This window comes from Vibrio sp. WZ-1, assembly GCF_052037695.1.
Classification (GTDB): domain Bacteria; phylum Pseudomonadota; class Gammaproteobacteria; order Enterobacterales; family Vibrionaceae; genus Vibrio.
On sequence record NZ_JBQEQR010000082.1, the window covers coordinates 26840 to 42837 of the forward strand.

General features: G+C 45.6%; 15 protein-coding genes. 8 read left to right on the forward strand and 7 right to left on the reverse strand.

Features of this window, described 5'->3' with window-relative positions; genetic code table 11:
* The first annotated feature begins 63 nt into the window (after positions 1-63).
* Entirely contained in the window at positions 64-417 is a 354-nt protein-coding gene (locus tag ACTS60_RS19660; RefSeq protein WP_440889633.1) for a DUF2799 domain-containing protein, read from the forward strand.
* A 70-nt stretch (positions 418-487) separates the two neighbouring features.
* On the opposite strand, the gene ppa is transcribed toward ACTS60_RS19660, so the two are convergent.
* On the reverse strand, positions 488-1021 hold the full coding sequence (gene ppa / locus ACTS60_RS19665; RefSeq protein ID WP_440889634.1) for an inorganic diphosphatase: 534 nt from the start codon (positions 1019-1021) through the stop codon (positions 488-490).
* Between the two features lie 125 nt (positions 1022-1146).
* The gene (fbp, locus tag ACTS60_RS19670; protein WP_440889635.1) at positions 1147-2163 is read right to left on the reverse strand and encodes a class 1 fructose-bisphosphatase; all 1017 of its coding nucleotides are present in this window, start codon (positions 2161-2163) and stop codon (positions 1147-1149) included.
* A gap of 313 nt (positions 2164-2476) precedes the next feature.
* Between fbp and mpl the strand changes: the two genes are divergently transcribed.
* The 5 genes from mpl to thiQ all read left to right on the forward strand — a co-directional run bounded on the left by mpl (position 2477) and on the right by thiQ (position 8022).
* A complete protein-coding gene (mpl, locus tag ACTS60_RS19675; protein ID WP_440889636.1) occupies positions 2477-3835 on the forward strand; it encodes a UDP-N-acetylmuramate:L-alanyl-gamma-D-glutamyl-meso-diaminopimelate ligase in 1359 nt (452 codons plus the stop codon).
* Positions 3835-4473 carry a flavin prenyltransferase UbiX gene (locus tag ACTS60_RS19680; protein ID WP_440889637.1) on the forward strand — a complete coding sequence of 213 codons (639 nt, stop codon included), beginning with the start codon at positions 3835-3837 and terminating at the stop codon, positions 4471-4473. Before mpl ends, ACTS60_RS19680 begins: the two co-directional genes overlap by 1 nt.
* Before the next feature lie 251 nt (positions 4474-4724).
* Entirely contained in the window at positions 4725-5717 is a 993-nt protein-coding gene (gene thiB, locus ACTS60_RS19685; protein ID WP_440889638.1) for a thiamine ABC transporter substrate binding subunit, read from the forward strand.
* A gap of 14 nt (positions 5718-5731) precedes the next feature.
* Positions 5732-7318 carry a thiamine/thiamine pyrophosphate ABC transporter permease ThiP gene (thiP, locus tag ACTS60_RS19690; protein WP_440889639.1) on the forward strand — a complete coding sequence of 529 codons (1587 nt, stop codon included), beginning with the start codon at positions 5732-5734 and terminating at the stop codon, positions 7316-7318.
* Positions 7318-8022: a thiamine ABC transporter ATP-binding protein gene (thiQ, locus tag ACTS60_RS19695; RefSeq protein WP_440889640.1), complete on the forward strand. Its 705-nt coding sequence runs from the start codon at positions 7318-7320 to the stop codon at positions 8020-8022. The genes thiP and thiQ overlap by 1 nt, the downstream gene beginning before the upstream one ends.
* A gap of 72 nt (positions 8023-8094) precedes the next feature.
* On the opposite strand, the gene ACTS60_RS19700 is transcribed toward thiQ, so the two are convergent.
* From ACTS60_RS19700 to argR, 4 genes are all read right to left on the reverse strand, one after another.
* Positions 8095-8532: a universal stress protein gene (locus ACTS60_RS19700; protein ID WP_005437370.1), complete on the reverse strand. Its 438-nt coding sequence runs from the start codon at positions 8530-8532 to the stop codon at positions 8095-8097.
* Positions 8533-8576: 44 nt separating this feature from the next.
* Positions 8577-11156: a TRAP transporter permease gene (locus ACTS60_RS19705; RefSeq protein ID WP_440889641.1), complete on the reverse strand. Its 2580-nt coding sequence runs from the start codon at positions 11154-11156 to the stop codon at positions 8577-8579.
* A 288-nt stretch (positions 11157-11444) separates the two neighbouring features.
* The gene (locus ACTS60_RS19710; protein ID WP_409575033.1) at positions 11445-12413 is read right to left on the reverse strand and encodes a TAXI family TRAP transporter solute-binding subunit; all 969 of its coding nucleotides are present in this window, start codon (positions 12411-12413) and stop codon (positions 11445-11447) included.
* 385 nt (positions 12414-12798) lie between these two features.
* Positions 12799-13269 carry a transcriptional regulator ArgR gene (gene argR, locus ACTS60_RS19715; RefSeq protein ID WP_010445450.1) on the reverse strand — a complete coding sequence of 157 codons (471 nt, stop codon included), beginning with the start codon at positions 13267-13269 and terminating at the stop codon, positions 12799-12801.
* A 359-nt stretch (positions 13270-13628) separates the two neighbouring features.
* Between argR and mdh the strand changes: the two genes are divergently transcribed.
* A complete protein-coding gene (mdh, locus tag ACTS60_RS19720; protein ID WP_440889642.1) occupies positions 13629-14564 on the forward strand; it encodes a malate dehydrogenase in 936 nt (311 codons plus the stop codon).
* A 125-nt stretch (positions 14565-14689) separates the two neighbouring features.
* The gene (locus ACTS60_RS19725; RefSeq protein ID WP_010445455.1) at positions 14690-14881 is read left to right on the forward strand and encodes a hypothetical protein; all 192 of its coding nucleotides are present in this window, start codon (positions 14690-14692) and stop codon (positions 14879-14881) included.
* Positions 14882-14965: 84 nt separating this feature from the next.
* Here the strand turns inward: ACTS60_RS19725 and ispB are convergent, their stop codons facing one another.
* Positions 14966-15937: an octaprenyl diphosphate synthase gene (ispB, locus tag ACTS60_RS19730; RefSeq protein WP_440889643.1), complete on the reverse strand. Its 972-nt coding sequence runs from the start codon at positions 15935-15937 to the stop codon at positions 14966-14968.
* Between the last annotated feature and the right edge of the window lie 61 nt (positions 15938-15998).

The following is a 15998-nucleotide window of genomic DNA, read 5'->3' on the forward strand; positions in this document are numbered from 1 at the left end:
CCAACGGATATGATAGTTCGTATGTAATGGTGATATATACAACAAAGGCTTAGGAGGTCTGCGATGAAATATGTATCAGCACTACTGTTAATCTTTCTGGTTGGCTGTTCAAACACCATGCTACCAACGGCAACTTCTGATGATGTCGATTGGGAAAAATATGGCATGATGGCCGCAGAATCGGGTGACGTAAAATTATCGGAAAATGAGTTCGCGGCACAAGGAATTGATGATGGCGCCACCTACATGGCTTATAGCAGCGGATATGAGGCGGGTCGCGGTCAATACTGCGCGCAAGATGCGTTTTCTCTAGGCGAGAGTCGACGTTACTACCGAGGCATCTGTGACGACTTAAATGATAGATTCCGTCGAGAATACGAGTTGGGCAGAACGCTTAAAGGCAGTAAGCGCTACTGATGAAACCAATACTCGTCAGAAACAAGGAGCCGCAAGCAGTAGAAGCGGCTCATTGTATTTTCATTCGCAATTACTTTTTGTCTTGTGCTCGGTCATAAGACTCAAGAATTTCTGCCTTCGCTGCTGCAACATCAGCCCAGCCATCCACTTTTACCCATTTACCAGCCTCCAACTCTTTGTAACGCTCAAAGAACTGTGTGATTTGCGCTTTTAGTAGTTCAGGGATATCACCGACATCTTGAATATGTTCGTACTCTTTTGAGATTTTCGAATGCGGTACAGCGAAGACTTTTGCATCTTCACCCGATTCATCTGTCATCTTCAATACGCCAACTGGGCGGCAACGAATCACAGAACCTGGCATCAATGGATAAGGGGTCGGAACCAGTACGTCCACTGGGTCACCATCAAGGGAAAGGGTGTCGTTCACATAGCCGTAGTTACATGGGTAGAACATTGGCGCAGACATGAAACGGTCGACAAATACAGCACCAGTGTCTTTATCTACTTCGTATTTGATTGGATCCGCGTTAGCAGGGATTTCGATCACGACATAGATATCGTCAGGCAGTGATTTACCTGCTGGTACGTTGTTTAAGCTCATTTGAATATTCCTTTTCATTGAGGATTAAGCGTTTAGAGGCTTAATCTGGCTAACATTTACGCAGTTCACTTTAACGACAAAAACGCGGCAGGTAAACACCTGCCGCGTTGGACAAAGGTCTGAAATTAGTCTTCTTCGCGATTCAGTTCAAGAAACTCTTCGACTTTGTTGACCATGTTCTTGGAACCGACAAAGAAAGGCACACGCTGGTGCAGTTCAGTTGGTTTTAGATCCATAATGCGGTTCACACCGTCAGAAGCCAGACCGCCAGCTTGCTCAATTAAGAATGCCATTGGGTTGCACTCGTACAATAGACGCAGTTTGCCTTGAGGGTGGCTTTGTGTACTTGGGTACAAGTAAATACCGCCTTTAAGCAGGTTACGATGGAAGTCTGCAACCAATGAGCCGATGTAGCGAGAAGTGTATGGGCGACCATCTTCTGGCACATTCTCCTGACAGTACTTGATGTACTTCTTCACGCCCTGCGGGAAGCGAATGTAGTTACCCTCGTTGATCGAGTAAATCTTGCCGTCTTCTGGGATCATCATGTTTTCATGAGATAGACAGAAGCTGCCAATCGATGGATCGTAAGTGAAGCCGTTTACGCCATTACCTGTGGTGTAAACCAACATGGTCGATGAGCCGTAAATTACGTAGCCTGCAGCCACTTGTTTGTGACCTGGTTGTAGGAAGTCTTCTTCTGTTGCTGGGGTGCCAATAGGAGAAACTCGACGATAGATAGAGAAAATTGTACCGACTGACACGTTCACATCGATGTTTGATGAGCCATCGAGTGGGTCCATTAGTACAACGTATTTTGCGTTTTGGTTGAGTTCTTTATTGAACGCAACCGCTTCATCTTCTTCTTCACTTGCAACGCCACACACTTGATCGCGTGCTTCGAGTGCCGCTTTGAATTTGTCATTCGCATAAACATCAAGCTTTTGCTGATCTTCGCCTTGCACGTTCTCTGTGCCTACAGCACCAGTGATATCACCAAGACCTGCCGCGTTGATTTCGCGGTTAACAATTTTTGCAGCTAAACGAATAGAAGCTAATAGAGATGAAAGATCACCGCTAGCGTGGGGGAAATCCGCTTGTTTCTCAACAATGAATTCGCCTAGGGTGCGCAGTCCTGACATGATTTATCCTTACATTTTTCATTTCGTTGGGGGTGTTACGCAATGGGTCATCTCTTTATGGATGTTAAACGATTGCGCTAGATGTAAGTTTATGACGTGGATCTTATTAATGGTAATGAAGTAACCGACTGAGATCTCAATTTATTTGTCTTATTGCATAAGAAGGGAGTCTCTTGGTTAATGCTTGGTCAGTCAGTACTAAGCCCTGTCAGATTTGTGAAAGAGACTGCAAGAACAAAGCGAAAGGCTCTCGCTTTTCTGGTGGTTATCACGATAATGAAAGGATTAAAGAAAGCATTACAAGGTTAAGTTTATGCACATTCATATCTTGGGTATCTGCGGCACGTTTATGGGCGGTGCGGCAATTTTAGCGCGTCAGCTAGGTCATAAAGTGACGGGTTCGGATGCCAACGTTTATCCACCAATGAGCACCCTGTTGGAGTCTCAAGGTATTGAAATTATTGAAGGATTTGACCCTTCTCAGCTTGACCCACAACCCGACCTCGTGGTGATTGGTAACGCGATGAGCCGTGGTAACCCATGTGTTGAGCATGTACTCAACACCAATATGCGTTACACCTCTGGCCCACAGTGGCTACAAGAGTTCTTATTGCATGACCGCTGGGTTCTGGCGGTATCGGGTACTCATGGTAAAACCACCACTTCAAGTATGTTGGCTTGGATCCTAGAAGATTGCGGCTACCAACCGGGATTCCTTGTTGGTGGCGTGCTGGGTAACTTCGGTGTGTCAGCTCGCTTGGGTGAAAGCATGTTCTTCGTCGTCGAAGCAGACGAATATGACAGTGCTTTTTTCGACAAACGATCTAAGTTTGTTCATTACCACCCACGCACACTGATCATGAATAACCTTGAGTTCGATCATGCAGACATCTTCGACGATCTAGAGGCGATCAAGCGTCAATTCCATCATTTGGTGCGTACTGTTCCGGGAAATGGTTTGATCTTGGCTCCGAAGCAAGATCAGTCGCTGCAAGATGTGATCGAGCGCGGTTGTTGGACAGAAAAGCAGTTCTCTGGTGTCGATGGTGATTGGCAAGCACACAAGCTGGTTGTCGATGGCTCTAAATTTGAAGTGTCACTGCAAGGCGAAAACGTGGGCGTCGTAGATTGGGATCTTGTTGGTGATCATAACGTAGATAACGCTTTGATGGCTATCGCTGCTGCGCGTCATGTTGGTGTGGCACCTGATCTGGCTTGTCAGGCACTCGGTCGTTTTATTAACACCAAACGTCGCTTGGAGTTAAAAGGTGAAGAGCAAGGCGTAACGGTTTACGATGATTTTGCTCATCACCCAACGGCGATTGAACTGACTCTAGGTGGTTTACGTAACAAGGTTGGCGAAAAACGTATCCTTGCCGTTTTAGAGCCACGTTCTGCGACCATGAAACGCGGTGTTCATAAGAATACTTTGGCGGCTTCTCTACACAGTGCAGATGAAGTGTTCCTCTTCCAACCAGATAATATTGATTGGTCGGTACAGGATATTGCAGACCAGTGTAAACAGCCTGTGTTTGTTGGCGCAGAGATGGACAGTTTTGTCGCAAAAATCGTAGAGCAAGCGCAGCCGGGTGACCAAATCCTCGTGATGAGTAACGGTGGCTTTGGCGGTATTCACGGCAAGCTTCTAGAACAACTGAAACAAAAAGCTTAATGACATCTATGCAGCAAAAAGTAACCCCTAAAAAAGCCATCACATTAGCATTAACGGGCGCCTCTGGTGCCCCGTATGGGCTTCGTCTTCTTGAATGTTTAGTGGCAGCGGATTACCACGTATATGTGCTGATCTCTTCGGCCGCTCGTGTGGTAATGGCGACCGAACATGAGCTGAAACTACCAAGCGGCCCAGAGGCGGCGCAAAAGGCGCTGGTCGAACATCTTAACTGTAATCCAGATAACATCACCGTTTGTGGCAAAGACGATTGGTTCTCGCCTGTGGCTTCGGGCTCTGCGGCGCCTAAGCAAATGGTAGTGTGCCCATGTTCTGCGGGAAGTGTTGCGGCCATTGCACATGGTATGTCGGATAACTTGATTGAACGTGCTGCTGATGTGGTGATGAAAGAGCGCGGACAGTTATTACTTGTGGTGCGTGAAACGCCTTTCTCTACGCTGCATCTTGAAAACATGCACAAGCTCTCGCAGATGGGCGTCACCATCATGCCTGCTGCGCCGGGCTTCTATCATCAACCAAAGAGTATTGAAGATTTGGTGGATTTCATGGTGGCGAGAATTCTTGATCACCTCGGCATTGAGCAAGGTTTAGTGCCACGTTGGGGTTATGACCAACGTTGATTGTGTAATCAATCAAAGACCTTTACAATCCATCCAACTCATCGGGGAGCAAACCCATCAGGCATTGAACTCATCAATGCATTTGGGCGCTGAGACCTAATCGCTTAACGTTGTTGAGCAGGCAGGGACCCGTATTACCTGAACCAGATAATGCTGGCGTAGGAATTGAGCCTGGATATTGGAAGTCCTAAATACCGTCTCAACCCTGTGCCGCTCAACTCATTTTTACTAATGCAAATGGAGAGCGAGCAGTGAAAACCACTCTTAGTCTGATTGCCCTTGCAGCCATCACTTCTACTTCAGCGTTTGCCGCTGAAAACACTCTAACTGTCTACACGTACGACTCTTTCGCTGCCGATTGGGGACCAGGTCCTAAAGTCGAAAAAGCGTTTGAAGCCAAATGTGGATGCGATGTTAACTTTGTTGCGCTGGACGATGGTGTTTCCATTCTTAATCGTCTTCGTTTAGAGGGAAACAATAGCAAAGCGGATATCGTGTTAGGTTTGGATAATAACCTGATGGCGGAAGCGAAAAAGACCGGGCTGCTGGCTGAGCACAATGTCGATACATCGAAGACGACCTTGCCTAACGGTTGGAAAGACAAGACTTTCGTGCCATACGACTACGGCTACTTTGCGTTTGTATACAACAAGGAGAAGTTGGCGAATCCTCCAAAAAGCATGAAAGAGCTGGTGGAAGAGCGTGATGATCTGAAAGTGATTTACCAAGACCCTCGCACTTCGACTCCGGGTCAAGGCTTGATGTTGTGGATGAAGTCCATCTACGGTGATGATGCGACTCAAGCGTGGAAGCAACTGGCAACGAAAACGGTTACCGTTACGAAAGGTTGGTCAGAAGCTTACTCGATGTTCTTGAACGGTGAGTCTGATCTCGTGCTGTCTTACACCACCTCTCCCGCGTACCATTTGATTGCAGAAGATGATGCGAAATACGCCAGTGCAGATTTTGCTGAAGGGCACTACATGCAAGTGGAAGTGGCGGCTAAGGTCAAAGGCTCAAAGAATGCGGAACTTGCGGATGAGTTCATGAACTTTATTTTGAGTGATGAGTTCCAATCTGCAATGCCAACAGGCAACTGGATGTACCCAGTAACTGACGTTGAATTGCCAAAAGGCTTTGAAACTCTTAGCGTACCAAGCAAGCCACTTAGCTTTAGTGCAGACGAAGTAGCGAAAATGCGCAAGACTTGGATTCGCGAGTGGCAAAGCGCATTGACGTTCTAACATAGGTTCTACTTTTGAATTCTGTTCCGAAAATAGGGTTAGGGGTCGCGATGATTATCGCGACCTTTGTTGTTTCTGCCCTAGGTGCTTTGATTGTTCAAGCGCCTTCTCTTGATGTGTCTATGGTGTGGGGAGACCCATACTATCAGCACGTTACCAAGTTCAGCCTTTACCAAGCTTTTCTCTCTACACTATTGAGTGTTGGCTTTGCTGTTCCCGCTGCGCACGCTCTTTCTCGACGTGAGTTCTTTGGTAAGTCTCTACTATTAAAGTTGTTTGCGTCTACCTTAGTTCTGCCTGTGTTAGTCGGTGTATTTGGCTTATTGGCGATTTATGGTAATAGCGGCTTATTAGCTCAATGGTTGAAAAGCATCGATGCGGAGCTGCCGTTTTCTATCTATGGTCTGAACGGCATTTTACTTGCGCATGTGTTCTTCAATATGCCTTATGCAGCGCGGCTCCTTTTGCAGGCATTAGAGTCGATCCCCGCAGAGCAACATAAACTGTGTGCGCACCTTGGAATGAGCCATTGGGACAAATTCCGCTGGGTGGAATGGCCTCGCTTAAGACAACAACTACCACACGTAAGCGGCTTGGTGTTTATGCTTTGCTTTACCAGTTTCGCCACCGTGATGGCGTTAGGCGGCGGACCGAAATCGACCACTATTGAACTTGCCATTTATCAGGCGATTAAGTTTGATTTTGATCTGCAGGCTGGGGCGCTTTTGGCGCTGTGGCAAATGCTACTATGTGGCTTGTTAGCGATTGGCGTGCAGAAGTTGACAAAGCCAGTCTCAATAAGCGCTGGCAGCACATTGGTACAGCAATATTTAACGAAGGATCATGGGTGGTCAAAAGCTTGGGATAGCTTTTGGATCATAGGTGCCTTTTTACTAGTAATACCACCACTTATGATGGTGGTGTTCAGTGGAATCAACCAGCAAGTTTGGTCGGTACTGACTGACGAGCGTTTTTGGTCTGCACTGTTTAATTCACTCAAAGTTGCGGTACTGGCGAGCTCTCTTGCCGTTGCAGCAGGCGTATCGATTTTGCTGACCAGTCGACGTTGGCGATTGCAGTATAAAAATACTCGCGCCGATCAAATTGAGCTGATCGGAACCATCATTTTGGTGACGCCGGGATTGGTGATCAGTACTGGATTGTTTCTATTACTACGCTCATTTACCGATGTATTCAGCTTAGCGTTTTTTGTGGTCATCTTAGTTAATGGCTTGATGGCATTGCCTTACGTCATCAAGACTTTATCTCAACCAATGTTGCACATTGAGCAGCAATACCAGTATGTGTGCGCCAGTTTGGGTATGCGCGGTTGGCAACGCTTTAGAGTGGTGGAGTGGCAGGCATTGCGTAAGCCATTTGCACACGCCTTTGCCATCAGCTTTATGTTTGCGATTGGTGACTTAAGTGCGATTGCATTGTTTGGTGGACAAGAGTTTAGAACCTTACCGCTGTATCTGTTCCAACTGCTAGGCAGTTATCAAATGGATGCGGCAGCGGTGGTGTCCGTTACCTTATTGTTACTCAGCGTCGGCTGTTTTACTTTGATTGAAATAGTATTGAAAACGAAGGAGAGAGCGTAATGTTAGTGTTGGATGATGTGCAGTACACCTATCAACGTGAGCTGTTTCGTTTTGAGTTAGCCATTCAACGTGGGCAAATCGTGTCACTGATGGGACCGAGTGGGGCAGGTAAATCAACCTTGTTGGCGTTAGTCGCAGGTTTTATCAACCCAGACCAAGGCGATATTCTGGTTGATGGTGAGTCTATCGTAAGTAAAGAGCCGTATCAGCGCCCGTTTTCAATGCTGTTCCAAGAACACAATCTGTTTGCCCATCTGTCAGTAAGAGACAATATTGGTTTGGGCTTACATCCGGGGTTAAAGCTTACGGCAGACCAAAAGCTTCTTGTCGAGCAAGCAGCCAAGCAAGTCGGCGTTGCTGAGTATTTAGATCGCTTACCGGAACACCTTTCTGGCGGTCAGCGTCAGCGTGTGGCACTTGCACGTTGTTTTGTTCAGCCGCATCCAATGTGGTTACTCGATGAACCTTTTTCTGCACTAGACCCAGTGCTGCGTGAAGAAATGCTGACACTGGTTAGACAGCTTGCTGCTGAGCGTGGTATTACCGTTTTGATGGTGACGCACCATTTAAGTGACGCCAGAGCGATTGCTAGTCATTTTGCATTTGTAGCTGGTGGTCAGGTTGAAGCTGCTGGTGCGATTGGTGAGCTTAACGCTCAACATAGCAGTGAAGCATTGAAAGCTTTTGTCAAAGCGGCGGGGTAAGTCTTCTACATTGTAAAAATAAAAGGTTGATGCAAGCATCAACCTTTTTTTTTCGGAGTTTGAATGAACACGTTAGCCTTGAGGCTTGACCACCATCACGTTAATTGGTGAGTTCTCCACGACTTTGCTCGCCACTGAGCCCAGCATCACTTTGTTGATTTTTGAACGCTTGTGGCTTGGCATAATGATAAGGTCTGCACCTAAACGTTCTGCGTAATCCAAGATGGTTGCATACGCCTTGCCTTCTGCTACGTGTACCTTGTAAATCACTTCATCATCGATGTGTTGATCAGCGAAGGTTTTAAGTTGTTGTTTCACATCTTGCTTCATCTTCGCCGCCGCATCTTTCGGGAAGTAAGTCGCGACCATTGACATGTGAATACCAGGTAGAACAGTCAGTAAGTGAACTTCCGCATTGGCTTGTTTAGCTTGCCAAACGGCCAACTCAACAGCTCTGTCAGAGAAGCCTTGGTCGTTTAAATCAACCGGAACAAGAATTTGTTTGTACATTCAGAGTCTCTCATTATGGCCCCGTATCCTCGGGGCCTAATCGGTTATGCGCTCAGCTGTTCCTTACGAGCACGACGTTTTTGGTTCATGGCAAGTGCTAGCAAGATCATTAAGCAAGGCACAAATACCCATTCTTTCATTGGACGATCTGCGTCTTGAACAATCCATTTGATCTCCCAGTCGAAATCGATACCGGATGATTCTGCCGGACTACCAAACTCGACCATATCTACGATCATTTTGCCGTCGTTCTCGGTTAGCATTAAGCCCATAGAAGAGATGCGCTCTTCTGCGGTTTTTGCTTCATCTTCGAACGGAAGACGTACCGTTTTCTCTACGTAGTCACCTTCTAGGTTTTCACCAGCGACACGTAACTCTATGGATTCTCCTACATTTAGCTCTTCTGTTATTTGAGCTATCTCAACGCCAGGGGAAAGAACTTTCGCTGGATAGAGCATGTCCCACCAAAAACCCGGTCTGAAGAAAGAGAACGTCAGTACTAATAGTAGGACGGTTTCCCACCACTTGTTACGTGTGAACCACCAACCTTGTGTAGCAGCAGAGAAGATCAACATGGCAATGATTGAAGAGATCACGGTTAATGCCAAATGCCACCAAGTATCGATGCCCATCAACAACAGTTGTGTGTTGAAGACGAACATAAATGGCAAGATTGCGGTTCGGATATCGTAGGTAAAGCCTTGAATACCGGTGCGAATTGGATCTGACTTGGCTATTGCGGCAGCGGCAAATGCAGCCAAACCTACCGGAGGGGTATCGTCAGCCAATATACCGAAGTAGAACACGAATAAGTGCACCGCAATCAGTGGGATGATCAAGCCGTGTGCTGCACCTAAAGTGACGATAACTGGCGCCATCAATGTTGATACCACGATGTAGTTTGCTGTGGTTGGTAGACCCATACCCAAGATCAAGCTGATCACTGCAGTAAATAGCAACATCAGTATGATGCTACCGCCGGAGATGAACTCAACAAAGTCAGTCATTACAAGGCCAATACCAGTTAGTGTTACTACACCAACAACGGTACCCGCAGCTGCAGTCGCAACACCGATACCAATCATATTGCGCGCACCAGAGACTAAGCTTTCAGCTAGGTCAATAAAGCCGTCTTTAGTTTGTTCAACAAGATCACCTTCTTTAGATAGCAACGCAATCAAAGGGCGTTGTGTCAGTAAGATGAAGATCATAAATACGGTTGCCCAGAATGCCGACAGACCCGGCGAAAAACGCTCAACCGTCAAACACCAAACCAATACGACGATAGGCAATAGGTAGTGCAGACCAGATTTAATCGTTGGGCCCGGATCTGGTACTTCGGTTAGCTCAGCATCAATTTCAATCGCGCCATCTTTAACGTGATTCGCTGAAATCTTCACAAGACCGACATAAGTAATCAATAGCGCGACAGTTACGATAGGTGTTGCTGCATCGCCAAATACATCTTTAGTCCAACCTACGCCGTAATAAACGAGGGCGCTGATAACGCACAAGCCTAAGATAGTGCCAGTAAATGACAGTAGGCTTTGCAACATAGTTGGATTATGGCGACGAGGAAGGCCGGTCATACCCGCTTTACATGCTTCTAGGTGAACAATGTAAATCAAGGCAATGTAAGAGATTAGCGCTGGAAGTAGGGCTGCTTTGATGACTTCAACGTAAGAGATACCGACGTACTCTACCATCAGGAATGCCGCCGCACCCATGATAGGTGGTGTAAGCTGGCCATTGGTTGAAGCCGCTACTTCTACTGCACCTGCTTTGGTTCCAGGAAAGCCAACACGCTTCATTAGCGGGATGGTGAATGTACCTGTGGTTACCACGTTAGCGATGGATGAACCTGAAACGAGACCGGATAGACCGGATGCTACAACCGCCGCTTTCGCAGGACCGCCTTTCATGTGACCAAGCAACGAGAAGGCAACTTTAATAAAATAAGCACCAGCACCTGCGCGTTCTAGCATGGCACCGAACAGTACGAACAAGAATACGAAAGAAGTTGATACACCAAGTGCAACGCCGAATACACCTTCTGTGGTTAACCATAGGTGTGACATTGCTTTGTTCAAGCTTGCACCTTTATGGGCAATCACATCGGGCATATACGGGCCTGCAAAGGTGTAAGTCAGGAACACGGCAGCAACGACCATTAGTGGTGGCCCTAATGCACGACGCGTTGCTTCAAGCAACAATGCCATGCCTGTCACTGAGACAACAATGTCTACCGTGGTTGGTGCTCCGGAGCGACCAGCAAGCTCAGTGTAGAAAATATAAATATAAGCCGCAGCGAAGCTACCTGCGAGTGCCAATGCCCAATCAATTAATGGGATATGATCTCGTGGCGAATTCTTCATTGCTGGATAAGCGGTAAATGCTAGAAAAGTGGCAAATGTAAGGTGAATAGCACGCGCTTCCGTGTCATTCAGTACGCCAAAATTAAAAATAAATGGCAGCGGGGACGCATACCATAATTGAAATAGTGACCAGCATAGAGGCACGAACCACAAGATTCGTCCTTGTAACCCTGAAGGGCTACGTGCGCCAGTATCGGCTTGAGCCACCATTTCTTGCACATCTTGTGACGGAGTGTTGTTCGTCGACATGTACTTTTCCCTTATTATTGATGGTCCTGTCTTAGATTTACTTTTCGAGAACCTTATCTCGCCTCTTTCAGTGTAGTGAATAGGGCAAAACTTGCTTCTTGATTGACGTCTGGCTAACTCCAGTTGAACGGCTAAGCTCTGGATATAATGACGCCAGTTTTTATTTTTGAGTCGTTGAACGCAATTCTAGGAAATAGAATCGGATTATTGAATTGAGCAGGCGATTAGAACTACCACCTGTTTTCAAGCAGAGAGCCATCCCTCTCTGCTTGATTTATGGTGAATTGATTATTTAATTAAACCAATTTCTTTGTAGTATTTTTCTGCACCTGGGTGAAGAGGGATAGAAAGGCCAGCTTTCACCATGTCTTCTTTTTTCAGGTTTGCAAATGCAGGGTGTAGACGTTTGAATGTGTCGAAGTTTTCGAACACAGCTTTTGCTACGTTGTATGCAACATCATCTGATACATCTGTTGTTGTTACCATTGTTGCAGCAACACCAAAGCTGTTTACGTCTTTGTCTGTACCACGGTACATACCTGCTGGCACTGTGCTATATGCATAGTATGGATTGTCAGCTACGATTTTTTCAATCTGCGGCCCAGTTGCTGATACTAGCTTAGCATCACAAGATGTCGTTGCTTCTTTGATTGAACCGTTCGGGTGACCAACCATGTAGATAAACGCATCGATCTTGTTGTCACATAGTGCTTGTGAACGCTCAGAGCCTTTTAGCTCAGATGCCAGTTTGAAGCTGTCGTTTGTCCAGCCCATAGCATCCATCACTACGCCCATTGTCGCGCGGTCACCAGAACCAGGGTTACCGATGTTTACACGTTTACCTTTCAGGTCTTGAACGCTTTCAATGCCAGAATCAGCACGTGCAATGATGTTAAAAGGTTCTGTATGAAGAGAGAACATCGCGCGTAGCTTTTTGTATGGACCTTGATCTGCAAACTTGCTTGTACCGTTGTAGCCGTGGTACTGCCAATCCGATTGCACGATACCAAAATCCAGCTCACCAGCACGCATTGTGTTCACGTTGTAAATAGAACCGCCAGTAGACTCTACAGAACAACGAACGTTGTGGTCTTTACGACCTTTGTTTACCAATTTACAAATTGCACCACCGGTAGGGTAGTAAACACCAGTTACAGAACCTGTGCCGATTGTGATGAATTCTTGAGCGTTAACAGCGCCTGCGCCCATTACAGCTGCAGCGATTGCGCCTACTTTAATAAGTTTGGTAAATGCCATGAATTTCCCTTCCTTTATTTTTTATCTACCCAAAAGTAACCATAAGTTACTTCTGAAGTTTCCTGTCTGGAAACGGCATCTTTTTCAATCCTAATGTTTGAAAAAGCGAGCGAATAATAACAAAAATTTGGCAGAAAATTATCCGATTGTTAAAACTTATAGCGAAAAAATCTAATGGGTAGTCATGGTAGTAAAAGAAAATAGAGAGTAATAGTTCTTTTATTACAGCTACTTAAGTGTTTTCTGATGGGGTTGGTGAAAATAATTAATAGCGTGATGTATGTCACGTTTTTTGTGGGTAAAAATCAGCCTAATTAGCAAACATTTTACATAAATTATGGGCTACAAAAATTCAACTATTTTCATAGCCCATAAGTAGTTAGCATTAACCAGCGTATTCGAATAACTCACATACGGATTGGAACAACTGTTCCGTCGTTACTGCCATTGTTGGTGTGATAAAAATGGTGTCATCACCAGCAACCACACCTAAGATGCCCTCGGATTTACCAAGTGAGTCAAGTAGACGAGCGATAAGTTGAGCTGCGCCTGGACCAGTATGGATAACAACTAAAGCGGCGTTGTGGTCGATGTCTAACACCAATTCACGCAGAGAGCTACTTACTGTTGGGACGCCTAGCTCAGCAGGAAGACAGTAAACCATCTCCATTTTCGCATTACGTGTACGAACCGCACCAAACTTGGTTAGCATGCGAGAGACTTTAGATTGGTTAATACTTTCGAAACCTTGCTGTTTTAGTGCATCAACAATCTCACCTTGTGAACCAAAGCTTTCTTCTTTTAATAATGCTTTAAAAGCGCGAACTAAATTGTCTTGTTTTTCTGAATTGCGCATAGTGTTTTTGATTCTCTTCATCTAAGTATCAGCAATGTGCATATTTTCGCATAGATATTCATCTAAAGCCAAAAGCTCCAGCTAATATGTTAATTCCATCACTGTAAACACTTAAGAGAATAGTGTTTCGTATTTCTCAAAAAACTAGGTGAAAAATGACATTGAATTTCTTGTCATTTCAGTCGAATAACAGAATAATCGACGCCCCATTTGTAGCACGATAACAGTGAGTTGCGCGAGGTCGCAAAGCTGACGTTAATTGATTGTAATCAAGTTGTGATTCCGATAGCTTTATTTTAGCTGGTTACAAAATACCCTACGAATACGTTTATAAGAGAAATACCCTCAAGGAGAACTACATGAAAGTAGCCGTTATTGGTGCCGCTGGTGGCATCGGTCAAGCTCTGGCCCTTCTACTTAAGAACCGCCTTCCTGCAGGTTCTGATTTAGCCCTATACGATATTGCTCCAGTAACTCCTGGTGTGGCAGCAGATCTTAGCCACATCCCAACTCCAGTTTCTATCAAAGGTTATGCTGGTGAGGATCCAACACCTGCACTTGAAGGTGCAGATGTAGTACTTATCTCAGCAGGTGTAGCTCGTAAGCCTGGTATGGATCGCGCGGATCTATTTAATGTTAATGCTGGCATTGTTAAATCCCTAGCTGAGAAAATTGCGGTTGTATGTCCAAAAGCATGCGTAGGGATCATTACTAACCCAGTGAACACGACAGTGCCAATCGCTGCTGAAGTTCTGAAAAAAGCAGGCGTTTACGATAAGCGCAAGTTATTTGGTGTAACAACGCTAGACGTTATCCGTTCAGAAACGTTTGTGGCTGAGCTAAAAGATAAAGATCCAGGTGACATTCGCGTTCCTGTTATTGGTGGCCACTCTGGCGTAACGATTCTTCCTCTACTATCTCAAGTTGAAGGCGTTGAGTTTACCGCTGAAGAAGTAGAAGCACTGACTAAGCGTATCCAGAACGCAGGTACAGAAGTTGTAGAAGCGAAAGCGGGTGGTGGTAGTGCGACTCTATCGATGGGTCAAGCCGCGTGTCGTTTTGGTCTAGCGCTTGTACGTGCACTTCAAGGCGAAGAAGGCGTAGTTGAGTGTGCATACGTAGAAGGTGGTAGTGAGCACGCTCCTTACTTTGCACAACCTGTGAAGCTAGGTAAAGATGGTGTCGAAGAAGTGCTAAGCTACGGTGCTCTAAGTGACTACGAAAAATCAGCACTTGATGGCATGCTAGAAACACTAAATGGCGATATCAACATTGGTGTTGAATTTGCGAAATAAGCGCTCCTCTATATAGAGAAAGCCATATAAAGAAGAAAGCCGATCCCATGATCGGCTTTTTTGATCTTTTTTTATTGGCTTACGTATCAGAGTCAGGACCAAACAGTGTTGTGAAGGAGAAGATGATGGAAGCGAGTCGAATCCGTAAAGGTATGGTAGTAGAGTGCCAGCAGGGAGTGGGGACCATTTTGGTGGTTGATCAGGAAGCAGAAACGGTACTGTTGGCCAAGCAAGGCTCTGAAGAGCAATTAGCTGTGAGCTTTGATGAGATCGAAGATAACCCCCAACTCCATGGTAGTAGTGACCAGTACTATTAGTTCTAGGGCACGCCCAATGTTAAAGACAACAGATAACAAAAAGGAAGAGCTCTGCTCTTCCTTTTTATATTTGGGTCTACTTTATTAGCTAGTACGTTTCACTGCCATATGGGCTAGTGTAATGAGTGCTTGCTTATATTCAGACTCGGGCAGGATTACGAGCTCAGCAATAGCTTTATCCGCCTCATCCAGCGCTTTCTGAGTCGTGTACTCTAGTGAGCCTGCTGCTTTCATTACGGCTAGAATATCATCTAAATGATCCATACCGTTGGCTTTTTCTATTGCTTCACGAATCATTTGAGCATTCTCAGGGGTCGTATTGCGCATGGCATGAAGTAAAGGAAGTGTTGGTTTACCTTCAGCCAAATCATCACCAACATTCTTACCCATATCCTCACCGTCAGACGTGTAATCCATCACGTCGTCGATCAGTTGGAATGCGGTACCCAAGTATTTACCGTAATTCTGGAATGCGATCTCTACTTCTTCAGGTGCATCGTTAAGAATCGCACCAATTTGCGTTGCTGATTCAAACAGACGTGCAGTTTTTGAGTAGATAACCTGCATGTAGCTTTCTTCAGTAGTGTCAGGATCATTACAGTTCATCAACTGCTGAACCTCACCTTCTGCGATCACATTAACAGCATCACTCATTAGTTTAAGGATCTTCATTGATCCTAGTTCAGTCATCATTTGGAATGAGCGAGTGTAAATAAAGTCCCCAACTAATACGCTAGCCGCATTACCAAAGGCAGCGTTTGCTGTTGCTTTACCACGGCGCATGTCTGATTCGTCTACGACATCATCGTGTAACAGAGTCGCAGTGTGGATGAACTCGATAAATGCCGCTGCCATGGTATGACCGCTACCTTGGTAACCAAGAGCGCGTGCTGACAATATCGCCAGAAGCGGTCTTAGGCGTTTACCTCCACCACTCACGATATAGAAACCGAGCTGGTTGATTAAAGAGACATCAGAATTTAGTTGAGCTTGAATTGTTTCATTCACTTTTGCCATGTCATCGGCAGTAAGCGCTTGGATAGTTTTAAAATCCATCGTATATCCGGCTGAAGTTAGACCCTGCAAGGCTTATTCGATTTATATAATTGTCGAATAA

Bases quoted from the DNA above. Each gene is read 5' to 3' on its own strand.
- ACTS60_RS19660 (WP_440889633.1), top strand. From the start codon at position 64: ATGAAATATGTATCAGCACTACTGTTAATCTTTCTGGTTGGCTGTTCA.
- ppa (WP_440889634.1), bottom strand. From the start codon at position 1,021: ATGAGCTTAAACAACGTACCAGCAGGTAAATCACTGCCTGACGATATC.
- fbp (WP_440889635.1), bottom strand. From the start codon at position 2,163: ATGTCAGGACTGCGCACCCTAGGCGAATTCATTGTTGAGAAACAAGCG.
- mpl (WP_440889636.1), top strand. From the start codon at position 2,477: ATGCACATTCATATCTTGGGTATCTGCGGCACGTTTATGGGCGGTGCG.
- ACTS60_RS19680 (WP_440889637.1), top strand. From the start codon at position 3,835: ATGACATCTATGCAGCAAAAAGTAACCCCTAAAAAAGCCATCACATTA.
- thiQ (WP_440889640.1), top strand. From the start codon at position 7,318: ATGTTAGTGTTGGATGATGTGCAGTACACCTATCAACGTGAGCTGTTT.
- ACTS60_RS19700 (WP_005437370.1), bottom strand. From the start codon at position 8,532: ATGTACAAACAAATTCTTGTTCCGGTTGATTTAAACGACCAAGGCTTC.
- ACTS60_RS19705 (WP_440889641.1), bottom strand. From the start codon at position 11,156: ATGTCGACGAACAACACTCCGTCACAAGATGTGCAAGAAATGGTGGCT.
- ACTS60_RS19710 (WP_409575033.1), bottom strand. From the start codon at position 12,413: ATGGCATTTACCAAACTTATTAAAGTAGGCGCAATCGCTGCAGCTGTA.
- argR (WP_010445450.1), bottom strand. From the start codon at position 13,269: ATGCGCAATTCAGAAAAACAAGACAATTTAGTTCGCGCTTTTAAAGCA.
- mdh (WP_440889642.1), top strand. From the start codon at position 13,629: ATGAAAGTAGCCGTTATTGGTGCCGCTGGTGGCATCGGTCAAGCTCTG.
- ACTS60_RS19725 (WP_010445455.1), top strand. From the start codon at position 14,690: ATGGAAGCGAGTCGAATCCGTAAAGGTATGGTAGTAGAGTGCCAGCAG.
- ispB (WP_440889643.1), bottom strand. From the start codon at position 15,937: ATGGATTTTAAAACTATCCAAGCGCTTACTGCCGATGACATGGCAAAA.